The following is a 20844-nucleotide window of genomic DNA, read 5'->3' as shown; positions in this document are numbered from 1 at the left end:
CCGCCCGGACCGGCATCACCCCCCTCGGTGCCGGTCCGGGCGCTGCCCGTCCGGCCTCAGGGTCTGTCCCTAACCCTTGATGCCGGTCTGGGCGATGCCCTGGATGAACTGCCGCTGCAGGAACACGAAGACCGCGATCACGGGTACGGACGCCAGCAGCGAGCCGGCCATGAGGACCGGATAGTCGGTCTGGTACTGGCCCTGGAGCGACGCGAGACCGGCGGCCAGGGTCATCTTGTCCGGGTCCGTGTTGACCACCAGCGGCCAGAACAAGTCGTTCCAGGACCACAGCAGCACGAGCACCGCCAGGGCGACCATGCCCGGGCGGGCCAGGGGCAGGACGATCGACCAGTAGATGCGCCACGGGTTGGCCCCGTCGATGCGCGCCGCCTCCTCGAGCTCCACCGGCAGCCCGAGGAAGAACTGGCGGAGCAGGAACACGCCGAACGCGCTGAAGAGCCCCGGCACGATCAACGCCGGCAAGCTGTTCAGCCAGCCCAGGTCGGACATGATCTCGTACTGCGGAATGATGAACAGCTGCGGCGGCACCATGAGCACCGACAGGAACAGTCCGAAGAGGAAGTTGCGGCCCGGGAAACGCAGGCGCGCGAAGGCATAGGCCGCCATGGAGCAGAGAAATACCTGTCCCACCGTACGGGCCAGAGCCGTGATCAATGTGTTGAGGAACTGGGTGCCGAACGGCAGCAGGTCGAACACCCGCCCGTAGTTGGCCCAGTGGCCCTCGGGCAGCAGCGTCGGCGGCACGCTCGTGGCGCTGCTCAGCGTCTTGAGCGACGTGACGATCTGCCACACGAACGGCGTGACCATCAGCACCGAGGCGACGATCAGCACCGCGTGCAGCCCGATCCGCCGGCCCTTGTCAGGCATAGTGCACCCACCGCTTCTGGAGCCGGAACTGGATCGCGGTGAGCACCACGATGATGAGCAGCAGGGCCATCACGATCGCGGCGCCGTAGCCCCGGTCGTTGGTGACGAACGCCCGGTCGTAGAACAGCTGCACGACCGTCTGCAGCCGGGGGAACGCGGGGTTCGCGCGGGCCGCGGCGCCCGAGCCGCTGATGACGTACACGAGGTCGAAGAGCTGAAGCGAGCCGATCACCGAGACCACCGACACGAAGAACGCCGTGGGCGACAGCAGCGGCAGCGTGATCCGGAAGAACTGCCGGAACGCGCCGGCGCCGTCCAGCGCCGCGGCCTCGTAGTAGTCCGCCGGGATCGCCTGCATGCCGGCCAGGAAGATGATCAGGTTGTAGCCGACGCTGCTCCACACGCCGATGACCACGAGCGCGTAGAGCGCGGTGTCCGGGTCGGCGACCCAGTTCGGGCCGTCGACGCCGACCAGCGACAGCCCATAGTTGATCAGTCCGTAGTCGCCGTTGTAGAGCCAGCGCCACACCATCGCCACGGCGACCGGCATGGTCACGACGGGCAGGAAGAAGAAGGTGCGGTAGACGCTCACGCCGCGCATCTTGCGGTTGAGCAGCGCCGCGAAGACGATCGCCAGCGGGATGGAGAGCAGACCCAGCAGGGTGTACGCGAACGTGTTGACCAGCGCGCGGCCCATCTCGGGGTCGTGCACCAGGCGCTCGTAGTTGTCCAGGCCGCTGAACGTGTGCCCGCCGAACGCGCCCCACTCGGTGAACGAGAAGTACGCGGTCTGCAGCACCGGCCAGAGGTAGAAGAGCCCGAGCCCGAGGGCCGTGGGGGCGATGAACGCGTACCCCCACAGCGCCTCGGTGACCCGGTGCTTGCGCGGCGTCGTCATTCCTTGGCCAGCAAGGCGTTCATGTCGGTGGCAAGCTCCGTCGCGGCCTGCTCGATCGGCTGCTCTCCGCTCCACGCCTTGGTGAGGTGGCTCAGCTCGGCCTCGTTCCACGCCGCGGTGTTCTTGGACACCGGGAACGGCACGGCGTAGTTCACCGCGTCGAGGAAGGTCTGCAGCTTGAGCTCGGGGTGCGCGCCGACCCAGTCGGTCTGCGTGCCGGTGTAGGCCGGGATGGGACCGGTCTTGCCGAGGATCTGCGCCGCCGGCTGCGAGCCCAGGTACTTCACGAACTCCCAGGCCTGGTCCTTGTGCTCGCCCTTGGCCCCGACCACGTTGGCCACGCCGTGGATGATCGTCGCCTGCTTCTCGCCCTTGGGCAGCGGCGCGACGTCCACCTTGTCCTTGGTGTAGTCGTTGCCGGTGAACTCGAGGACGTCCCACGAGCCGCCCCAGTACATGCCGAGCTTCCCGGCCTCGAAGAGCTGGAGCGGGATGGTGTCCGTCATCGTCTTCAGGTCGGGCGAGTGCTTCTTCTGGATCAGGTCGGTCCAGAACTTGAGCCCGGCGATGGTTTTCGGGTCGGCGTAGCCCGAGCTCTTGCCGTCCGGGCTGATGACGTAGCCGCCGGCCTGGGCGATGGTGTTGTACTGGTACTCCTGGAAGCTGCTCAGCGAGGCGGCGGTGCCGTAGACGCCCTTGGCCGGATCGGTCAGCTTGGCGGCGGCGTCCTGGAAGTCGGCCCAGGTCCAGCCGTCCTTGGGATAGGGCACCTTCTTGGCGTCGAAGAGCGTCTTGTTGTACCAGACGCCGACGGTGTCCATGTCCTTCGGCAGGCCGTACATCTTGCCGTCGAAGGTGTAGAGGTCGACGAGCGCCTCGGGGTAGACGGAGGTGTCGACCTGCTCGGGGTTCGGGCTGATCACGCCGTTGGACGCGTACAGCTGGAAGTTGGGGCCGTTCATCCAGAAGACGTCGGGCGCGTCCCCGCCGGTGGCCGCGGCCTTGAGCTTGGTCCAGTAGCCCTCCCACGGGGTCAGCTGCACGTCGACCGTGATGGTGGGGTGGCCCTTGGTGAAGTCGGCGGCGAGCTGGTCCATCGCGGCCTTCTGGGTCTGGTCCCAGACCGCGTAGGAGAGCGTGACCTGGTCATCGGACCCGCTGCCGTCGTCCGACGAGCAGGCGGAGAGCATCAGGGCCGCGGCCCCGAGCAGAGCGGTGGCGATTCGTCTGGTGGCGCGCATATGTGGTCCCTCCGACACCCGCCGTCGCCCGGCGGTCCTGCGCTTGAGGAATTATCATGGGGACCAGTAAAATTATGGCAAGGCCTGGGACTGTTACAGATTCATCAACATTTACGTCCGGGAAAACGTGTCGGTCGACGTGAAACCGGACTTGGAGGCGAGAACCGCCTCAATATGATCGGCCGCGAGCTTGACCGCCCCGAGCGCCACGCCCCGGCCGGCCAGCTCCGAGACGCGGATCTCCGGCGTGCGGAGGCACCAGCGGTCCAGCTCCTGGCGCAGCGGCCCGACGAGGAGATCCGCCGCGGGCGAGAAGGCGCCGCCGAGCACGACCAGCTCCGGATCCAGCGTCAGGACCAGCGCGGACACGCCGAGCGCGAGATCCTTCACGTACTTCCGGAGCGCCGCCGCGGCCCGCCGGTCGCCCGCCCGGGCCGCCGCGAAGATGTCCTCCCCCGCGGGCCAGGTGAGGTGCTCGGGGGCGCGGGTCCAGCCCACCGCGGGCAGCGCGCCGATCTCGCCGGCCGCGTTGCCGAAGCCCCGGTGCAGCTTGCCGTCGATGATCAGCCCGACGCCGGTCGCCACCCCGGAGAGGATGAAAACGACGTTCTTCGAGTGCCGCGCCACCCCCTGCCAGCCCTCGGCCAGCGCCGCGAGCTTGCTGTCGTTCTCGACCAGGACCGGCCCGCCGACCAGGCCGTGGACGTGCGCCGCCAGGTCCACGCCGGTCCACTCGCGCAACGCCTCCGAGAGCATGACCTTGCCCGTGCCGTCGACCAGCCCGGTCGTCGCGACCCCGCTGGCCCACAGGCGGTCGCCGCTCAGGCCGGCCTCCTTGAGCACCGCGCCCACCACCCGGTCCGTGGCCGCCAGCCGCTCGCTGCGCCCCAGCTCGGGCGTGACGGTGACCCGGTGGCTGTGCAGCACCTCGCCGTCCAGATCGGTGAGCAGGGCAAGCACCTCGTGCCGGCCGATGTCCACGCCGAGCAGCCGGCCCGCGTCGGCCCGGAACCGGTAGCGCCGCGCCGGCCGCCCGACCCCGCCGGCCGTCGGCTCCGCCTCGGCCACCCAGCCCCGGCCGAGCAGATCGCGCACGACGTCCTCGGTCGAGGCCCGCGACAGGCCCGTGCGGCGCGACAATTCGGTGAGGGTCAGGCCGCCCTCCGAGGCCCGGAGCACCTTGAGCGCCGCCAGCGCGTTGAGCTGACGAAGCCGGGACAGATCCCCGCCACTGGTCAAGCCGGCCCCCCTTGTGAACGACGCCGTCCGCCGCCAATAATCATGGACTCCAGAGTATCTTTCCGGAGGGACCCATGCCCGCAGTGACTCTAGCCCTCGCCGGCGCCGGCCTGAGGGGCCAGGCGTACGCCCGGCACGCGGTCGCCTCCGGTCACGGCCGCGTGGTCGCCGTCGCCGAGCCCGACCGGCACCGCCGCGAGCTGGTGGCCACGGAGTTCGGCATCCCCGCGGAGCAGGTCTACGAGGACTGGGCCGACCTCGCCGCACAGCCCCGCCTCGCCGACGCCGCCGTGATCGCCACCCAGGACCGCATGCACCTCGGCCCCGCCGTGGCGCTCGCCGACCGCGGCTACCACATCCTCCTCGAGAAGCCGATGGCCCCGACCGAGCCGGAAGCCGTCGCCATCGCGGACGCCGCCCTGCGCAACAACGTCATCTTCGCCATCTGTCACGTGCTGCGCTACACCCCGTACACCCGCATGCTCAAGAAGGCCCTCGACGACGGGCTCATCGGCCGGCTCGTGAGCGTCCAGCACCTCGAACCGGTCGGCTGGTGGCACCACGCCCACTCCTTCGTCCGCGGCAACTGGCGCAACTCCGCCGAGTCCGGCCCGATGCTGCTCACCAAGAGCTGCCACGACATCGACTGGCTGGTCCACCTCTTCGGGCGTACGCCCCGGCGGGTCAGCTCCTTCGGCAGCCTCACCCACTTCCGCGCGTCCGAGCGCCCGCCCACCGCCGCCGACCGGTGCGTCGACTGCCCGCTCCAGCAGACGTGCCCGTACTCGGCCACGAAGTTCTACCTGGCCGCCCTGGCCGACGAGGAACAGCACTTCTGGCCGCTCGGCGCGATCACCGACGAGTTCACCGAGCCCGCCGTGCTCGAAGCGCTGCGCACGGGCCCGTACGGCCGCTGTGTCTACGCCAGCGACAACGACGTCGTCGACCACCAGGTCGTCACCATGGAATTCCCCGACGGCGCGACCTGCGCCTTCACCATGAGCGCCTTCACACCCATGGAACACCGCAAGACCCGCCTCCTGGGCACCCACGGCTACCTCGACGGCGACGGCCACACGGCCCGCTACGTCAACTTCCGCACCGGCACCGAAACCACCCTCTCCGCAACAACCGAAGGCGGCCCCGACGCCGCCGGCGGCCACGGCGGCGGCGACGAGGGCCTGATCGCAGCCTTCCTCGCCGCGGTCTCCTCCCACGACCCGTCCCTGCTCACCTCGGACGCCACCCAGAGCCTCGCCACCCACCGAGTCGTCTGGGCCGCCGAAAAAGCCCGCCAGACCGGCACCGTCATCACCCTCGACGATTAGGGCGTGCCCTGCCTCTCATGGCGTGGTCCAGGTCTCGCGTCGCATCCGGGCGCCCGGACCTGTTGTGGTGTGACATGCTCCGCCGATGGCGGATGGCCACGATGGCTGGCCGAAGCAGAGCCGCTCCGGGTCGGACAGACACTGATGGCGGAGACGAACGGACCCGTGGACATCGACAACCTCGTCGAATCGATCAAGGCAACGAGCGGCTGGCCTTCCTTCCCCCAGTAAGGCCCCCCGGAACAGGCAACTCGCTCGTGGGCCGCGCCTATCCACAGCCGCAAGTTATTCACAGGCGCTTCCACAGCAGGCCCCTCTTCGCTGCCAGTCCATAGCCTTCGGGGCGACGAGGCAGCTGCGGTGACGGACGTGGGGGCCACAGTGGCCGGTTCTTGCGCTGCGGGGCGGTCTGCGGCCTATAGTTGGCACTGCCAATCAGCGAAGGAGAAGTTCGATGTCTCGTCTCACCACCGTCGACCCGGCCGCCGCTGACACCGATCCGAAGGCTCGGGCCCTCCTCGGCAAGGTCGAGCGCGCCCTTGGGGTCACGCCGAACATGATGCGGGCGATGGCCGCGTCGCCGGCCACGCTGAACGCGTATCTGCAGTTCAGTGGGGCGCTGTCGCAGGGGCTGCTGCCGGCTGCCGTGCAGGAACAGATCGCCCTGGTCTCGGCCGTGGCCAACGACTGCGGTTACTGCCTGGCCGCGCACACCGTGCTCGGGGCGAAGGCCGGCGTCTCGGCGGAGGATCTGGCGGCCGGGCGCAGTGCTCAGGCGTCCGATCCGAAGACCGAGGCGGCCCTGGTCTTCGCGCGGGAGGTCATCGCGACCAAGGGCTTTGTCAGCGATCAGGACCTGGACGCGGTTCGCGCGGCGGGCTGGTCGGACGGGGAGGTCGGGGAGATCGTGGCGGCGGTCGCGTTGAACGCCTTCACGAACTATTTCAACTCGGTCGGGCAGACGACGCTGGACTTCCCGCCGGTGGCCGGCGTCAGCATCGGCCACTGACCCGGCCGCGGCGCGCGGGTCACTCGTCCGCGGCGGAAGCGCCGGAAGCGGCGGAAGCGGCGGAAGCGGCGGAAGCCGCGGAAGCGGCGGAAGCGGCGGAAGCCGCGGAAGCGGCGGAAGCCGCGGAAGCCGCCGCCGGCAGTTCGTGGTCGGGGCAGGTGACCCGCAGCTCCGCGTCGCCGAACGGGGCGTCGACATAGTTGCAGTGGTGGGGGCGCCCGGTGGCGGCGGGGTGGGCGTCCCGGACGAAGAAGCGGCAGGTCAGGCACATCTGGGAGACCGGGATCAGGCGCCGGTCCTGCAGCTCGCGCATCAGGGTCACGACGCCGCGGAGCGTGGCCGTGAAGTCCTCCGGTGACAGCGTGGCGACGGCGCTGCCCAGGCGCTCGGACGTGATCGCCAGGCGGCCCGCCTCGGCTTGGCCCTCCGGCGTCAGGCTGAGCCGCACGGCCCGGGCGTCGCCGGGGTCGCGGACGGCTTCCAGCAGCTCCTTGCGCCGCAGCACGCGCACCGCGTCGGAGACGGTCGGCGCGGTGGAGGCCAGGGCGGTGACGATGTCGCCCTGGCGCAACGGCTCCCGGCTGCCCTGCAGGAGGCTGACGATGTCGGCCTGCAACGGCGACAGGTTGTGCGGGCCGGCGTTGCGGATGGCCTCCATGCGCACGGCCTGGCCGAGGCGGGCGAGGCCGGCCAGCAGCTGGGCCTCGGGCGGCAGCCCCGGAACGTGCGGCATCCCCCCAGCTTAGTTGGCACTGATAACGAAAAGCGGGCCGCCCCGAAGGGCGACCCGCTTTCATGCCTTGCTGCGGCCCGCCGTGCGGCGGGCCGGGCCCGGGACCGGACTCAGAAGTCCATGTCCCCGCCGCCCGGGGCACCGGCCGGGGCCGGGGTCTTCTCGGGCTTGTCGGCCACGACGGCCTCGGTGGTGAGGAACAGCGCGGCGATCGACGCGGCGTTCTGCAGCGCCGAGCGGGTGACCTTGGCCGGGTCGATGATGCCCGCGGCCAGCAGGTCGACGTACTCGCCGTTGGCGGCGTTGAGACCGTGACCGGCCTCCAGGTTGCGCACCTTCTCCACCACGACGCCGCCCTCGAGGCCGGCGTTGACGGCGATCTGACGCAGCGGGGCGTCGAGCGCGACCTTGACGATGTTGGCGCCGGTGGCCTCGTCGCCGGCCAGGTCCAGCTTGTCGAACGCGGTCTTGCCGGCCTGCACCAGGGCCACGCCACCGCCGGGCACGATGCCCTCCTCGACGGCCGCCTTCGCGTTGCGCACGGCGTCCTCGATGCGGTGCTTGCGCTCCTTGAGCTCGACCTCGGTGGCCGCGCCGACCTTGATGACCGCAACGCCGCCGGCCAGCTTGGCCAGGCGCTCCTGCAGCTTCTCGCGGTCGTAGTCGGAGTCCGACTTCTCGATCTCGGCGCGGATCTGGTTGACCCGGCCCTGGATCTGCTCGGCGTTGCCGGCACCGTCGACGATGGTGGTCTCGTCCTTGGTGATGACGACCTTGCGGGCCTGGCCCAGCAGGCTCAGGTCGGCGGCGTCGAGCTTGAGGCCGACCTCCTCGCTGATGACCGTGCCGCCGGTGAGGATGGCGATGTCGTCGAGCATGGCCTTGCGGCGGTCACCGAAGCCGGGCGCCTTGACGGCGACGGACTTGAAGGTGCCCCGGACCTTGTTGACGACCAGGGTCGCGAGGGCCTCGCCCTCGACGTCCTCGGCGATGATGATGAGCGGCTTGCCGCCCTGCATGACCTTCTCCAGCACCGGGAGCAGGTCCTTCACCGCGGAGATCTTGCTGTTCGCGATGAGGATGTAGGGGTCGTCGAAGACGGCCTCCATGCGCTCCGCGTCGGTCATGAAGTAGGCCGAGATGTAGCCCTTGTCGAAGCGCATGCCCTCGGTGAGCTCGAGCTCGAGGCCGAAGGTGTTGCTCTCCTCGACAGTGATGACGCCTTCCTTGCCGACCTTGTCCATGGCCTCGGCGATGATCTCGCCGACCGTGGAGTCACCGGCGGAGATGGAGGCGGTGGAGGCGATCTGCTCCTTGGTCTCCACGTCCTTGGCGAGCTGCGAGAGGCCCTCGGAGACGCTGGCGACGGCGGCCTCGATGCCCCGCTTGAGAGCCATCGGGTTCGCGCCGGCCGCGACGTTGCGCAGACCCTCACGGACCAGCGCCTGGGCGAGGACGGTCGCCGTCGTCGTGCCGTCGCCGGCCACGTCGTCGGTCTTCTTGGCGACCTCCTTGACCAGCTCGGCGCCGATCTTCTCGTAGGAGTCCTCGAGCTCGATCTCCTTGGCGATCGACACACCATCGTTGGTGATGGTGGGAGCGCCCCACTTCTTCTCGAGCACGACGTTGCGGCCCTTGGGGCCGAGCGTCACCTTGACGGCGTCGGCGAGCTGGTTCATGCCACGCTCGAGGCCGCGACGAGCTTCCTCGTCGAATGCGATGATCTTGGCCATACGGCTGTGTCCTCCTGGACATTCGCGGCGCCGGGCCTCGTCGGCCCGCTTTCCGCACGTCGAGAATCGCTGTGGACGTCGCCACCTGGCGATGCGACGTCCTCAGGCCGAGCCGGATAGCCCGCGACGACCGGTCCTGTGCCCCGGCGCCGATGGCAGCACCGCGGCCGTGACCCCACCGTCCCGACCTGCTGGCACTCACAACTCGCGAGTGCCAATGACTTGTTTAGCACTCGCAGGGGTCGAGTGCAAGGAGAACGGCCGGGTCCGCGGCGGCGGCGCAATGCCTCGTTGATCACAATGCGTGAACGATCCGCGAGGACCGGCGGCGAGGCAAGAGTGAGACACGCCCGGAGGCGGAGATCAGCTGTCCGGATTAAGCTTTTCGCCCGATTTAATCCGGACAGATCAATGCTAAGTTTCCGTTGCCGCAGGTGGACGCGGCCCGAACGACACGTTGACCGCGCGTGTACCGTGCGGGGGCGGCCGTGCGTGCCGAGGGACCGAGGGCGATCCGGCGCGGGCCGGGTTGAGGAGTGAGCGGAGTGGACAACCGTATCGTCGGCGCCGATGAGCGCGCCCACCTACGGGAGCCGGAGAGCCAGCGCATTCCGGCTCAGCGATCACCCAGCGTCACCGACTCGGTCGCGGAGTCGCCCCGGCCGGAAGCCGGCGGCGGGCAGCCGCTCCTGAGCGTCGTGGTGCCGGCCCACGACATCGAGATCTTCCTGGAGGACTGTCTCGCCTCGCTGGCCCGCCAGTCGTGGCAGCGCCTCGAGGTCGTCGTCGTGGACGACGGCTCGGTCGACGGGACGGCCGCCATCGCCGACGAGTGGGCCCGCAAGGACTCGCGCTTCCGCGTGATCCACCAGGCCGAGGGCGGCCCGGGCAAGGCGCGCAACGTCGGCATCGCGGCCGCGCAAGGCGAGTTCTTGACCTTCGCCGACGGCGACGACGTGGTGCCGCCCTACGCGTACGAGATGCTCATGACGACGCTGGCGACGACCGGCTCCGACTTCGCCTGCGGGGCCGTCCGGTCGCTGACGTCCAAGGGCGCCGCCGCGTCGCCCATGCACACGCCGATCTTCGGGCGCACCGTCCTGCGTACCCATGTCAGCAAGCGCCTCACGCTGCTCAAGGACCGCACGGTCTGGAACAAGGTCTTCCGCCGCGAGTTCTGGGACGCCAACCAGCTGACCTTCCCCGAGGGCGTCGTCTTCGAGGACGTGCCGATCGCGCTGACCGCGCACGCCGTCGCCAAGTCGGTCGACGTCGTCAACGTCCCGGTCTACTACTGGCGCAAGCGCGAGGCCGGCGAGCAGTCGATCACCCAGCGCAAGACCGACTGGAAGCTGACCGGCGACCGGCTGCGCGCCGTCGAGCGGGTCAGCACCTTCCTCGGCGAGCACCAGCAGAGCGAGGTCAAGCAGGCGTACGACGCCAATGTCCTGGTCGACGACTTCGCCATCGTGCTCAACGCGCTGCCGGACGCCGACGACGAGTTCCGCGCCGCGTTCATGCGCGAGGCCAACCTCTTCCTGGCCAAGGTCAGCCCGGGCACGATCGAGGGCCTGCCGCCCAAGTTCGCGGTCTGCTGGAGTCTCGTCCGGCAGAACAAGCTGACCGAGCTGCTCGAGGTCGTCATGGCCACCCGGCCCGGCATGCCCGTCGGCACCCGCCACGAGGGCAACAAGCGCTTCGCCGAGCTGCCCTTCCTCGACGACCCGGCGGTGGGCGTGCCGCGCGAGCTCTATGCGATGGGCCGCCCGGCGCTGCGGAGCCAGATCACCGAGCTGGAGTGGCGCGACGGCAAGCTGGTGCTGCGCGGCTTCGCCTTCATCGACGGCACGGCCGCCTCGTCCCGCTGGACCTCCATGCGGGTCGTGCGGCTGCGCGAGCGGGCCACCGGGCGCACCGTGACGCTGCCGGCCTCGCCCCGCCTCGAGCCGCAGGCGACCGCGGTCTCCAGTCACGCCGACAAGTCCTACGACTGGGCCGGCTTCGAGGTCACCGTCGACCCGGCCGCGCTGCAGCAGGGCGGCCGGTGGACCGAGGGCCGGTGGACCATCGCCGTCGGCGTCCTGGCCGGCACCAAGCTGCGCAAGAACAGGCTCCGGGTCGGCCCGCACCCGTCCCGCCTGCGGCTCACCCCGCAATACCTCGACGCCTCGACCCAGCTGACCCCGTCCGTCGACGGCGCCAACCTGCTGCTGCGCGTCGACCGGACCGCGGCCAAGGCGACCAGCGTCCACTTCGAGGGCGAGAGCCTCGTCGTCAAGGGCCAGATCATCGGGGCCCGGCCCAGCGACGGCACGCTCGAGCTGTGCCGGGTGCCCGAGGTGCCCGAGCTGACCCACCGCGTCGAGTTCGGCGAGACCCGCAAGGGCAGCACGCCCTTCACCGCCGTGGTGCCGCTGACCAAGGCGTTCGAGCACGCCGGCGAGCCGGTCATGCCGCCGCCCGGCGGCCCCATGGACCGCTGGCGCATCCAGCTGAGCTACACCGCCGGGGGCACCGCCCAGTCGGCCCACCTGCTGACCGACGCGCACACCACGGCCCGGTCCGGCATGTTCGACCGGCACGTCTTCGTCCGGCGTACGGCGGGTGGCTTCCTCTGGCTCTGCGCCCGCGCCCAGGGCCCGGTGGCCAATCACGTCGAGTGGGAGCCCGACGGCACGCTCGTCCTGACGGGCGACTTCCGGCTCGAGGACGGCGTCCCGGAGATCATCCTGCGCATGCGGGGCGCCGCCGACGAGCGCGCCTTCGCGGTGAGCGCCGAGGGCGACCGGTGGACCGCCCGGCTCAACCCGGCCGAAGTGCCGTCGTGGGGCGGCACGGTCGAGCTGCGCCCCGGGCTGTGGGACATCCTGACGACGCACGGGGCCGGGGGTGCGTACGCGAAGACCACCCTCGTCGTGTCGAACGCCGTCCGGTCCGTCTGCCCGTCGCTGTCCCCCGACGACCACCGCGAGTTCCGGCTGGAGATGTCCGAGGGCGACTTCGTGGCGCTGCGGGCCGGGTCGGTGCTGCGCATCGAGGAGCGGGGGGCGTACGCGCGGGATCAGCTGCGCAACAAGCGCACCGCCGCCCTGCGCCGCAGCCCGCTGCGCGACGCCGTGCTGTTCGAGAGCTTCGGCGGCCGGCAGTACAGCGACAGCCCCAAGGCCATGCACGAGGAGCTGCTGCGCCGCGGCCTGCCGCTGGAGGCGCAATATGTGACGGTCCGCGACGGCCAGGCGGCGACACCCGACTCGCTCACCCCGGCCCGCCTCGGCGGCACCGAGTGGTACGAAGCGCTCGCCACCGCGCGTTACATCGTCACCAACTCGCACCTGCCGGACTGGTTCCAGCGCCGCCCCGGCCAGGTCGTGGTGCAGACGTGGCACGGCACCCCGCTCAAGCGGATCGCCTTCGACGTCACCGACGTCAAGCACGCCGACCGCGACTATCTGACCCGGGTCGCCAAGGAGACGCCCAACTGGACGTTCCTGGTCTCGCCCAACAGGTTCAGCACACCGATCCTGCAGCGCGCCTTCCGGTTCCCCGGGGAGATGCTCGAGTCGGGCTATCCGCGCAACGACATCCTCTTCCAGAACGACCCGGCCACGATCGCCTCGATCCGCCGCCACGTCGGCGTCCCGGAGGGCAAGCGCGCCATCCTGTACGCCCCCACGTGGCGCGACGACGAGTTCTACGGCCAGGGCCGCTACAAGATGTCGATGCAGCTCGACCTGGCCGCCGCCCGCCGGATGCTCGGCGACGACCACGTCCTGCTGGTGCGCCGCCACCCCAACGTCGTCGACCCGATCCCGGACGACGGCTCGGGCTTCGTCATCGACGTGTCCACCTATCCGGACATGGCCGACCTGCTCTGCATCACCGACGTGCTGATCACCGACTACTCCTCGGTGATGTTCGACTTCGCCAACACCGGCCGGCCCATCCTGCTCTTCACCTATGACCTCGAGCACTACCGGGACAAGCTGCGCGGCTTCTATTTCGACTTCGAGAGCGAGGCCCCGGGCCCACTCCTGATGACGTCCGACGACGTGATCAAGTCGCTCGCGGAGCTGGCGCAGGACCCGAGCCTGTTCACGGCGGAGCGGCAGGCCTTCCAGGCCCGCTTCTGCGACCTGGACGACGGCGAGGCGACGCGGCGGGTGGTCGACCGGATGCTCGAGCTGGGCTCCTGATTCGGGCATCCCGGTTGCCGGACGGCTCGCCAGCGGGTAGGCAAGGCAGCATGACCAGCACCCTCGCGCCTCCGCTCACGGTCCACCGGGTCCGGGCGGAGGACGCGGCGCGGATGCGGGCCCTGCGCCTGGAGATGCTGGCCGACACCCCGCTGGCGTTCCTGGAGACGCTGGCGCAGGCGGCCGCCCGCTCGCACGCCGACTACCGGCGCCGGATCGAGCAGGCGGCCACGGGCAGCCAGCTCGCGCAGTTCGTCGCCGGCCCGACCGGCCCGGCCGGCCTCGCGCCGGCCGACCCCACGCCGGCCGACCCCACGCCGGCCGGTTTCGCGCGGGCCGGGACAAGCACCGGCCGTCTCATCGGGCACGCCGGCGGGACGACCCTGCCCGAGCACCCCGGCGCCACGGTGGTCTTCGCGGTCTACATCACGCCCGCCCACCGGGGTCAGGGCGTGCTCGCCGCGCTGGTCGACGCCGTCGCCGAGTGGTCCCTGGCGTGCGGGCGCAACGAGCTGATGCTGGAGGTCGTCGTGGGCAACGACCGGGCCGTCCGGGCGTACGAGCGGATCGGTTTCGAGGACACCGGCGTGCGCGTGCCGCACCCGGTCGTTCCGGGCCTACGTGAACTACAAATGCGGCGCCGGGCGTAAAAACGGGTATCCCACGGGGCATGAGAGGGCTCGTCAACGCGGTCAACGGCACCACGGCGGCCGGCATCGCGCTCGCCCTGCTGAGCGGGGCCCGTCTACGCCGGGGCCGCGACGGCATCCTGATCGCCGAGGGCTACCGCCGCCGGTTTCCCCCGGCGACCTGCTTCACCGTCGGCTCGGTCGTCGTCACCCGGCGGTCGGCGGCCTGGCTGCTGCATCCCGACCGGTCCGAGCTCTTCGCGCACGAGAGCCGGCATGCCGATCAGTACGCCCGCCTGGGCCCCGTCTTCTGGCCGGCGTACTGGGCGGCGTGTGGCTGGTCGTGGGCGCTCACCGGCTCGTACGGCGCTCGCAACACGTTCGAACGGCGCGCCGGCTTGGCCCCCGGCGGCTATCGCGAGCTGCCCCTGCGGCCGAGGCTCAGAGCGTTGCTTGCCACTGCACCCAAGTCTCGCACCGGCGGTAGCCCAGCGCCTCGTTGACCGCCAGCATCGGGGCGTTCTCCGCCGCGTTGAAGGTGTCGATCGCCCGCAGCTCCGGCCGGGCGGCGCGGGTGTAGGCGAGGTTGGCGGCCTTGACGGCCAGGCCGAGCCCGTGACCCCGGTGCGGCGGGTCCACGAGCGTGATCTGCTGCCACGCCTGCCACCGGACGTCATCGGGGCACATGAGGAAGGTCCAGGCGACCAGGCGGTCGGACTCCTCGTGGACGGCGCCGGTGTGGAAGGCCGTGCGGTTGCGCTGGATGATCGCCTGCTCGGACTCGCGGATCCGCGCGGCGTCGACCTGCTCCGGCTCCCACGCGAGATCCCCGGTGGGCGCGTCGGCCAGCAGGCGGCTGTCGAGATAGGCGACGTCGTCGACGTACTCGCCGGGAGCGTGGTCGGTCCACTGCACCAAGCGGTAGCCCTCCGCGACGGGCGGTGCGGCCACGGCGTCGGCCACGTTTAGCCGGCTGCGGATCTCGGGCAACCCCGGGGCGGCACCCATGGCGGCGGCGAAGGCCGGGCCGTCCGGCAGCCGGTCGACAGCCGCGGCGATCAGGTGCTTGCGGCCGAGGGCACGGGCGCGCTCGACGGCGAGTGCGTAAAGGGCCCGCCCTACTCCGCGCCGCCGCCGGCCCGGGTGCACGGCGAGATGCAGATTGACCGCGCTCCCGGATTCCGGGAAGGCCGCCTCGAGATAGCCGGCCGGCGTGCCGTCGTCGAGCCGCGCGAGGAAGAACTCGTAGGTCAAACCGGGCCACTGGGCCTCGATGCGACCGAGGAAACCGGCGCGGGACCAGAAGGGGATGTCCGGCGTCTCGTGCTCGCCGGAGGCGCGGGCCACGGCATAGGCGTCGTCGTGGTCGGCCGGGGTGAGAGGAGAGATGCGCACCCGCGGATGGTCGTCCATCCCCGGGCGCCGCACCATCGAATTTGGTCGAGAGGGCGCGCGCACGGCGCCTCCGGCACCGGGTCGTTGGACCCCCGGGCGAGATTGTTTCCAAGCTCAGAGGTGGGGGTCTCGTACGGCGTCGCGCCCTCCCGCGTAGAGCATCCTGCCGATCCGGAGATCGGTGCGCAAGCCCTCCTGGGAAGTAATTTAGACCGTCGGCAGAGGACTGATTACCGACCGTGATCAGCCGAGGAGACCGGCCTCGCGGGCGCCTCGCAGCGACGGCTTGATCGTGTGCGTCGGCCCGACCAGGCCCGCCACGGCGTCGATCGTCTTGAGGCCCTCGCCGGTGTTGTAGACGACGGTCTCCTTCTCGGGGTCGAGCTTGCCGCTCTCGACCAGCTTCTTGAGGACGGCGACGGTGGTCCCGCCGGCGGTCTCGGCGAACACCCCGGTCGTACGCGCGAGCAGCCGGATCCCCTCGCGGATCTCGTCGTCGCCGGCGTAGTCCATCCAGCCGCCCGTCCGCTTGACCGCCTCGATGGCGTAGCCGCCGGCCGCCGGGTCGCCGATGTTCAGCGACTTCGCGATGCCGGTCGGCTTGACCGGGACGATCGTGTCGCGGTCGTCGTGCAGGGCCGTCGCGATCGGGTTGCAGCCGGCCGACTGCGCCCCGAACACGGTCCAGCCGCCCTCGGGCGCCTCGACCAGGCCGATCTCGACCAGCTCGCTGAAGGCCTTGTCGATCTTCGTCAGCAGCTCGCCGGACGCCATCGGGATGACGACCTGGGCCGGGATGCGCCAGCCGAGCTGCTCCGCCACCTCGTAGCCCAGCGTCTTGGAGCCCTCCGCGTAGAACGGGCGGACGTTCACGTTGACGAACGCGGTGTCCTCGAACTCGTCCGTCTCGACGAGCTCACCGCACAGCCGGTTGACGTCGTCGTAGGAGCCCTCGATGGCGACCAGCTCCCCGCCGTACACCGCGGTGGTGATGATCTTGCCCTGCTCGAGGTCGCTGGGGATGAACGTGATCGAGGGGACGCCGGCCCGGGCGGCGTGCGCGGCGACCGAGTTGGCCAGGTTGCCGGTCGACGCGCAGGCGAAGCGGGTGAAGCCCAGCTCACGGGCGGCGGTGAGAGCCACCGACACCACCCGGTCCTTGAACGAGTGCGTCGGGTTGGCCGAGTCGTCCTTCACCCACAGCGGCGCCCGCAGCCCGATCTCCGCGGCCAGCGCCGGCGCGCTCACCAGCGGCGTCATGCCGGGGTCGAGCGTGACCCGGGTGGCGGCGTCCTGCCCGGCCGGCAGCAGCGCCGCGTAACGCCAGATGTTCTGGGGACCCGCCTCGATCTGCTCCCGCGTCACCTTGGCCAGCGCCTCGGTGTCGTAGGCGACCTCGAGCGGGCCGAAACACTCGTAACAAGCGTGCTGCGCGGCGAGCGGGAACTCGGTGCCGCAACCACGGCACACAAGCGCGCGGGCGGGGCTGGTGGAGGTGGTGGTGGGGGCGTCGACCGTCGACGTCATGCGAGGCTCCTTCTCATCTTTCCCAGCCCGCGGGCTGGGACGGAATTAGCACCTGCCGTGCCTCTGCCTCGTCGTCGAGTCGAGCGCGGTGGTTGCCGGGGTGTCGTCGGGCCGTGTCCCTCTACCCCTCTGGATGAGGTATTCAGTTGTTACGCCCACCTTACGTCCCCGCCGCCGGAATGCCACCGGGTCATCTCAGGGTGTGAGCGAGATCTAACGCCCGCCACTGCGGCAGCACGAACGGCGTCAGCGAGACCACGAGATAGAGGACACCACCGGTCACGAGCGCCGCGTGCAGCCCGAGCCCGTCGACCGCCACCCCGCCGAGCAGGCCACCGAGCGGAATGCCGAGCCAGCCGATCGCGACGGCGACACCCAGGACCCGGGCGTGCAGATGGGTGGGGATGCGCTCGTACCCGGCGGCGGTCAGGATGGGATTGAGGGTGGCGGCCGCGAGACCCGCGCCGAAGGCGACCGCGAGGACGGGCGCCAGAGTGCCGGCCCCGGCGAGCGCGAAGAGCCTGGGCGCCCCGGCGATCAGGAAGGACACGCCGAGCGTCACCCGCCGGGGCAGCCGCGAGGCGAGCGCCAGGAAGACCAGGTTGCCGAGGACGGCGCCCAGCCCGAAGACGCCGCCGACCAGTCCGATCGCCACGGGATCCAGGTCATGGTCGCGAACCCAGGCGGGAACCAGCACCACCGTGTACGCCTGATCGACGAGATTCGTCCAGAACAGCACCCCGACCACGGCCAGCACGACGGTGTCCCGCCGCAGAAAGGCGAAGCCGTCGCCCAGGGCCCGGACGTAGGAGCCGGGGACAACGGGAATCTCGGTGATTCGGACAACCGTGGCGGTGAGCAACGCGCAGAAGGCGAACGACCCCGCGTCCAGGGCGAGCGCACCCGCGGGTCCCACGGCGGCGACGAGAATCCCACCCAGGGGCAGGCCGAGCAGCATCGCGGCCCGGCCGATGCCGTCGTAGAGCGTGGCGCCGCGGGTCAGGGTCGCCCCGGACGCCTCGATCGCGCGTGGCAGCAGGGCCCGCTTGGCGGTGTCGCCGAGTCCGCCGCACGCGCCGGCCGCGACCATCAGGGCGACCAGCATCCCGTACGAGAGGTGGCCGGAGGCCTGCAGCAGCGGGACCGAGCCCACGGTGATCGCGCTCGCCAGGTCGGACCCGATCGCGGTGCGCCGGATGCCGAGCCGGTCGACCAGGGGACCGCCCACGACGCCGGCCAGCACGAACGGCAGCAGCTGGGCGAAGGCGACGACGCCGGTCCGGGTGGCCGAGCCGGTCGTGGTCAGCACCAGCCACGGCACGGCGACGGTCGAGACGCGGCTGCCGGCCATCGACACCGCCTCGGCGACCAGGAGGCCGGGCAGCGGTCTCATCGCCGGACCACGGGGAAGAGTTGCCAGTTCACCACCACCGGCTCGGCGTCCGCCGCGGCGCTCTCCGCCGGGTATTCGTCCAGCAGCGCCTGCAGACGGTCGCGCAGTTCGGCCGTCTGGGCCGCGGTGAGGCGGCGGGTGGTGGTGCTGAAGCTGACCGCGTCCTGCCACTCGGGCGGCAGGGTGGGCAGCTCGGAGATCGCGTCCTCGACCTGGCGGTAGGAGCTCGTGGCGATCGCCCGCAGGTAGCCCTCGGCCGCGACCGGGTCCGCCCGGCCCGTTGCCGCGTCCAGGTGGGTCGAGCGGTGCACGGCCCGCCACCAGCGCTCGCGTTGCGTGCCCCGGCCGGGCTCGTCGGTGACGAAGCCGTGCGCGGCGAGTTGCCGCAGGTGGTAGCTGGTCGCTCCGCTGGACTGGCCGAGCCGCTGGGCCAGCTTGCTGGCGGTCGACGGGCCCTGCTCGCGCAGCAGGCCGAGCAGGCGCACGCGGAGCGGATGGGCAAGCCCGCGCAGCTTGTGCGGATCGAGAGTCATCTCTTCCATGGATGCAAAGTAGTCTTTGCAACGATGCCTTTGCAAGGGGTGGCGCACGCTGCGTAAGGTGACGCAGGTCATGACCACCGAGCGGGAGGTGCGGCTTGAGTGCCGTCCTGGAGATAGCGGGTCTGCGCAAGACCTACAAGAGCCGGAAGGGGGTGCGCCGGGCCCTCGACGGCTTCGACATGGTCGTCGAGGCGGGGCAGGTGCACGGCTTCCTGGGGCCGAACGGCTCGGGCAAGACCACCACCCTGCGTACGCTGCTCGGGCTCATCCGCCCCGACGGCGGCCGGATGGTGCTGCTCGGCCGCGAGGTGCCGGCGGCGCTGCCCGAGGTGGCCGGCTCGGTGGGCGCGATCGTCGAGAGCCCGCAGTTCTTCGGCAACTTCTCCGCACAGGACACCCTCGCCCTGCTGGCCGACGCGGGCGGCGTCGACAAGCGGCGGGTCACCGAGGTGCTCGAGCTCGTCGGGCTGCGGGACCGGGCCAAGGACCGGGTGAAGAGTTACTCGCTCGGCATGAAGCAGCGGCTGGCCGTGGCGTCGGCGCTGCTCAAGAACCCGCGGCTGTTGATCCTGGACGAGCCGGCGAACGGGCTCGACCCCGGCGGCATCCGGGAGATGCGGTCGCTGATGCGCAATCTCGCCGAGTCGGGCATGACCGTGCTGCTGTCCAGCCACATCCTGGGCGAGATCCAGCTGATCTGCGACTCGGTGACGATCATCGCGGCCGGGCGGCGGGTGACGGCGGGCTCGGTGGCGGAGGTGCTGGCGGCGAACGCGTCGGCCTCGGTTCGCGTACGCCTGGACACCGTGACCGACCTCCCGGCGGTGGCCAATCTCCTCCGTGAGCTCGGGGCGCAGGTGTCGCTCGAGAACGACCACCTCCTGGTCTCCGGCGCGCAGCCGAGCGCGATCAACCGGGAGCTCGCCACGCGGGGCGTCTTCGTCAGCGAGCTCGCCCCGGTGACCGCCGACCTGGAGAGCGTCTTCCTGGAGCTCACCGGCACCGCGCCGGTCGAGGGCGAGCACCGGCAGGTGGACCAGACGGTCGCGTCGGCGGCCGGGAGCACGAACGGGTGGGGCCGATGAGTCTGTTCAGGGCGGAGACGCGGCGGCTCACCAAGCGCCGCTTCACGAAGTTCTTCCTGCTCGGCGTGCTGCTGATCCTGGCCGCGGTGGCGGTCGGCATGGGCGCGACGAACCAGAAGCGCGGCCCCGAGACCGCTGCCGCCGCGCAGGCGGAGGCGCGGCAGGAGTTCGAGGCCGCCGTCGAGCGTTCCAAGGCCGACAAGCAGGCGTGCGAGGCGGCGCAGGGCACGCCGGACGCCGGCAACTGGCCGTCGAACTGCGCGGACATGTACGAGCCGCAGCAGGCCGACTTCGACCCCCAGTGGTACGAGCCGGCGACGTTCCAGTTCGAGGAGTCGTTCCCGGCCATGGTCGTGGTGCTGGCGAGCCTGCTGGCGGCCGCGGCGTTCGTGATCGGGGCGTCCTACGTGGGCGCCGAGTGGAACAGCGGCGGCATGATGAACCTGCTGCTGTGGCGGCCTAAGCGGGTGCAGGTGCTCGGCACCAAGCTGCTCGCGCTGCTGAGCGTCTTCACCGTCCTGACCGTGGTGCTCTCGGCGCTCTGGACCGGCGTCTTCGCGCTCATCGGGGAGTTCCGGGGCTCGATGGAGGGCATGACCGCGGGCGCCTGGCAGTCGGTGGCGCTCACCGAGCTCCGCGGGCTGGTGATCGTGCTGGTCGCCGGGGCGGTCGGCTTCGGGCTCGCCTCGATCGGCCGGCACACCGCCGTGGCCATGGGCGCCGCGATCGGCGTGATCGCCGTGCTCCAGGTCGGACTCGCGACCGTGCTCTCCCTGGCGGGCACGAAGTTCGTGGACGCCTATCTGGCCCCGGCGTGGCTCTCCGCCTGGATGCTCAAGGAGGTCAAGCTCGAGGACTGGAACGCGTGCAACTTCTCGCCGACCGGGTGCGAGCCGGACACCCTCACGCTGACCTGGCCGATGGCGGGCGGGCTGCTGGGCGGGATCCTGGTCCTCATCGTCGCCCTGGCCCTCTGGTCCATCCGTAGCCGAGACATCACATGATGTAGTT

At 70.8% G+C, this 20844-nt stretch carries 17 protein-coding genes and 1 riboswitch; of the genes, 7 read left to right on the top strand and 10 right to left on the bottom strand.

Translation table 11 applies throughout. From position 1 onward, the window contains the following. Positions 1–69: 69 nt before the first annotated feature. The 4 genes from RAN62_RS27015 to RAN62_RS27000 all read right to left on the bottom strand — a co-directional run bounded on the left by RAN62_RS27015 (position 70) and on the right by RAN62_RS27000 (position 4266). On the bottom strand, positions 70–888 hold the full coding sequence (locus tag RAN62_RS27015) for a carbohydrate ABC transporter permease (protein WP_305787567.1): 819 nt from the start codon (positions 886–888) through the stop codon (positions 70–72). Beyond that, complete coding sequence (locus RAN62_RS27010; protein WP_305787566.1) at positions 881–1786, bottom strand: carbohydrate ABC transporter permease; 906 nt, start codon at positions 1784–1786, stop codon at positions 881–883. Before RAN62_RS27010 ends, RAN62_RS27015 begins: the two co-directional genes overlap by 8 nt. Beyond that, positions 1783–3027 carry an ABC transporter substrate-binding protein gene (locus RAN62_RS27005; protein ID WP_305787565.1) on the bottom strand — a complete coding sequence of 415 codons (1245 nt, stop codon included), beginning with the start codon at positions 3025–3027 and terminating at the stop codon, positions 1783–1785. Before RAN62_RS27005 ends, RAN62_RS27010 begins: the two co-directional genes overlap by 4 nt. A 111-nt stretch (positions 3028–3138) precedes the next feature. Beyond that, positions 3139–4266, bottom strand: coding sequence for an ROK family transcriptional regulator (locus RAN62_RS27000; protein WP_305787564.1), 1128 nt, complete (start codon positions 4264–4266; stop codon positions 3139–3141). Between the two features lie 74 nt (positions 4267–4340). On the opposite strand from RAN62_RS27000, the gene RAN62_RS26995 reads away from it, so the two are divergent. Together RAN62_RS26995 and RAN62_RS26990 are read left to right on the top strand one after the other, a co-directional pair. Beyond that, positions 4341–5594 carry a Gfo/Idh/MocA family protein gene (locus RAN62_RS26995; protein WP_305787563.1) on the top strand — a complete coding sequence of 418 codons (1254 nt, stop codon included), beginning with the start codon at positions 4341–4343 and terminating at the stop codon, positions 5592–5594. A gap of 454 nt (positions 5595–6048) precedes the next feature. Beyond that, complete coding sequence (locus RAN62_RS26990) at positions 6049–6603, top strand: carboxymuconolactone decarboxylase family protein (protein ID WP_305787562.1); 555 nt, start codon at positions 6049–6051, stop codon at positions 6601–6603. A 19-nt stretch (positions 6604–6622) separates the two neighbouring features. On the opposite strand, the gene RAN62_RS26985 is transcribed toward RAN62_RS26990, so the two are convergent. Both RAN62_RS26985 and groL read right to left on the bottom strand, forming a co-directional pair. After that, a complete protein-coding gene (locus RAN62_RS26985; protein WP_305787561.1) occupies positions 6623–7336 on the bottom strand; it encodes a MarR family winged helix-turn-helix transcriptional regulator in 714 nt (237 codons plus the stop codon). Between the two features lie 110 nt (positions 7337–7446). Next, positions 7447–9069 (bottom strand): chaperonin GroEL, encoded by a 1623-nt coding sequence (gene groL / locus RAN62_RS26980; RefSeq protein WP_305787560.1) that lies wholly within the window; start codon positions 9067–9069, stop codon positions 7447–7449. Between the two features lie 545 nt (positions 9070–9614). On the opposite strand from groL, the gene RAN62_RS26975 reads away from it, so the two are divergent. Genes RAN62_RS26975 through RAN62_RS26965 form a run of 3 tightly spaced genes read left to right on the top strand, consistent with a single transcriptional unit; the run spans position 9615 to position 14394 of the window. Then, the gene (locus RAN62_RS26975) at positions 9615–13262 is read left to right on the top strand and encodes a bifunctional glycosyltransferase/CDP-glycerol:glycerophosphate glycerophosphotransferase (RefSeq protein ID WP_305787559.1); all 3648 of its coding nucleotides are present in this window, start codon (positions 9615–9617) and stop codon (positions 13260–13262) included. Positions 13263–13312: 50 nt separating this feature from the next. Further along, entirely contained in the window at positions 13313–13912 is a 600-nt protein-coding gene (locus tag RAN62_RS26970) for a GNAT family N-acetyltransferase (protein ID WP_305787558.1), read from the top strand. Between the two features lie 20 nt (positions 13913–13932). Beyond that, complete coding sequence (locus RAN62_RS26965) at positions 13933–14394, top strand: hypothetical protein (RefSeq protein ID WP_305787557.1); 462 nt, start codon at positions 13933–13935, stop codon at positions 14392–14394. Here RAN62_RS26965 and RAN62_RS26960 read toward each other — a convergent pair. The 4 genes from RAN62_RS26960 to RAN62_RS26945 form a co-directional block, all read right to left on the bottom strand. Further along, complete coding sequence (locus RAN62_RS26960; RefSeq protein ID WP_305787556.1) at positions 14333–15286, bottom strand: GNAT family N-acetyltransferase; 954 nt, start codon at positions 15284–15286, stop codon at positions 14333–14335. The genes RAN62_RS26965 and RAN62_RS26960 overlap by 62 nt on opposite strands. A 243-nt stretch (positions 15287–15529) precedes the next feature. Continuing rightward, entirely contained in the window at positions 15530–16813 is a 1284-nt protein-coding gene (gene thrC, locus RAN62_RS26955) for a threonine synthase (RefSeq protein ID WP_305787555.1), read from the bottom strand. A 10-nt stretch (positions 16814–16823) separates the two neighbouring features. Continuing rightward, positions 16824–16953: riboswitch (SAM riboswitch) on the bottom strand. 50 nt (positions 16954–17003) lie between these two features. Then, positions 17004–18206: an MFS transporter gene (locus tag RAN62_RS26950; RefSeq protein WP_305787554.1), complete on the bottom strand. Its 1203-nt coding sequence runs from the start codon at positions 18204–18206 to the stop codon at positions 17004–17006. Continuing rightward, positions 18203–18748, bottom strand: a complete 546-nt coding sequence (locus RAN62_RS26945; protein WP_305787553.1) for a winged helix-turn-helix domain-containing protein — start codon at positions 18746–18748, stop codon at positions 18203–18205. The genes RAN62_RS26950 and RAN62_RS26945 overlap by 4 nt, the downstream gene beginning before the upstream one ends. Before the next feature lie 95 nt (positions 18749–18843). Here RAN62_RS26945 and RAN62_RS26940 point away from each other — a divergent pair, with 95 nt between their 5' ends. Further along, on the top strand, positions 18844–19833 hold the full coding sequence (locus RAN62_RS26940; RefSeq protein ID WP_305787552.1) for an ATP-binding cassette domain-containing protein: 990 nt from the start codon (positions 18844–18846) through the stop codon (positions 19831–19833). Continuing rightward, a complete protein-coding gene (locus tag RAN62_RS26935) occupies positions 19830–20837 on the top strand; it encodes an ABC transporter permease (RefSeq protein ID WP_305787551.1) in 1008 nt (335 codons plus the stop codon). The genes RAN62_RS26940 and RAN62_RS26935 overlap by 4 nt, the downstream gene beginning before the upstream one ends. Positions 20838–20844 lie beyond the last annotated feature (7 nt).

The organism is Symbioplanes lichenis, from assembly GCF_030709675.1.
GTDB lineage: Bacteria > Actinomycetota > Actinomycetes > Mycobacteriales > Micromonosporaceae > Actinoplanes > Actinoplanes lichenis.
This window is presented reverse-complemented; position numbering and strand designations above follow the sequence as displayed.

Excerpts from the sequence above, each read along its gene's own strand:
- RAN62_RS27015 (WP_305787567.1), bottom strand. The coding sequence starts at position 888 with ATGCCTGACAAGGGCCGGCGGATCGGGCTGCACGCGGTGCTGATCGTC.
- RAN62_RS26970 (WP_305787558.1), top strand. The coding sequence starts at position 13,313 with ATGACCAGCACCCTCGCGCCTCCGCTCACGGTCCACCGGGTCCGGGCG.
- RAN62_RS26995 (WP_305787563.1), top strand. The coding sequence starts at position 4,341 with ATGCCCGCAGTGACTCTAGCCCTCGCCGGCGCCGGCCTGAGGGGCCAG.
- RAN62_RS26990 (WP_305787562.1), top strand. The coding sequence starts at position 6,049 with ATGTCTCGTCTCACCACCGTCGACCCGGCCGCCGCTGACACCGATCCG.
- RAN62_RS26950 (WP_305787554.1), bottom strand. The coding sequence starts at position 18,206 with ATGAGACCGCTGCCCGGCCTCCTGGTCGCCGAGGCGGTGTCGATGGCC.
- RAN62_RS27010 (WP_305787566.1), bottom strand. The coding sequence starts at position 1,786 with ATGACGACGCCGCGCAAGCACCGGGTCACCGAGGCGCTGTGGGGGTAC.
- RAN62_RS27005 (WP_305787565.1), bottom strand. The coding sequence starts at position 3,027 with ATGCGCGCCACCAGACGAATCGCCACCGCTCTGCTCGGGGCCGCGGCC.
- RAN62_RS26965 (WP_305787557.1), top strand. The coding sequence starts at position 13,933 with ATGAGAGGGCTCGTCAACGCGGTCAACGGCACCACGGCGGCCGGCATC.
- RAN62_RS26985 (WP_305787561.1), bottom strand. The coding sequence starts at position 7,336 with ATGCCGCACGTTCCGGGGCTGCCGCCCGAGGCCCAGCTGCTGGCCGGC.
- thrC (WP_305787555.1), bottom strand. The coding sequence starts at position 16,813 with ATGACGTCGACGGTCGACGCCCCCACCACCACCTCCACCAGCCCCGCC.
- groL (WP_305787560.1), bottom strand. The coding sequence starts at position 9,069 with ATGGCCAAGATCATCGCATTCGACGAGGAAGCTCGTCGCGGCCTCGAG.
- RAN62_RS26945 (WP_305787553.1), bottom strand. The coding sequence starts at position 18,748 with ATGGAAGAGATGACTCTCGATCCGCACAAGCTGCGCGGGCTTGCCCAT.
- RAN62_RS26935 (WP_305787551.1), top strand. The coding sequence starts at position 19,830 with ATGAGTCTGTTCAGGGCGGAGACGCGGCGGCTCACCAAGCGCCGCTTC.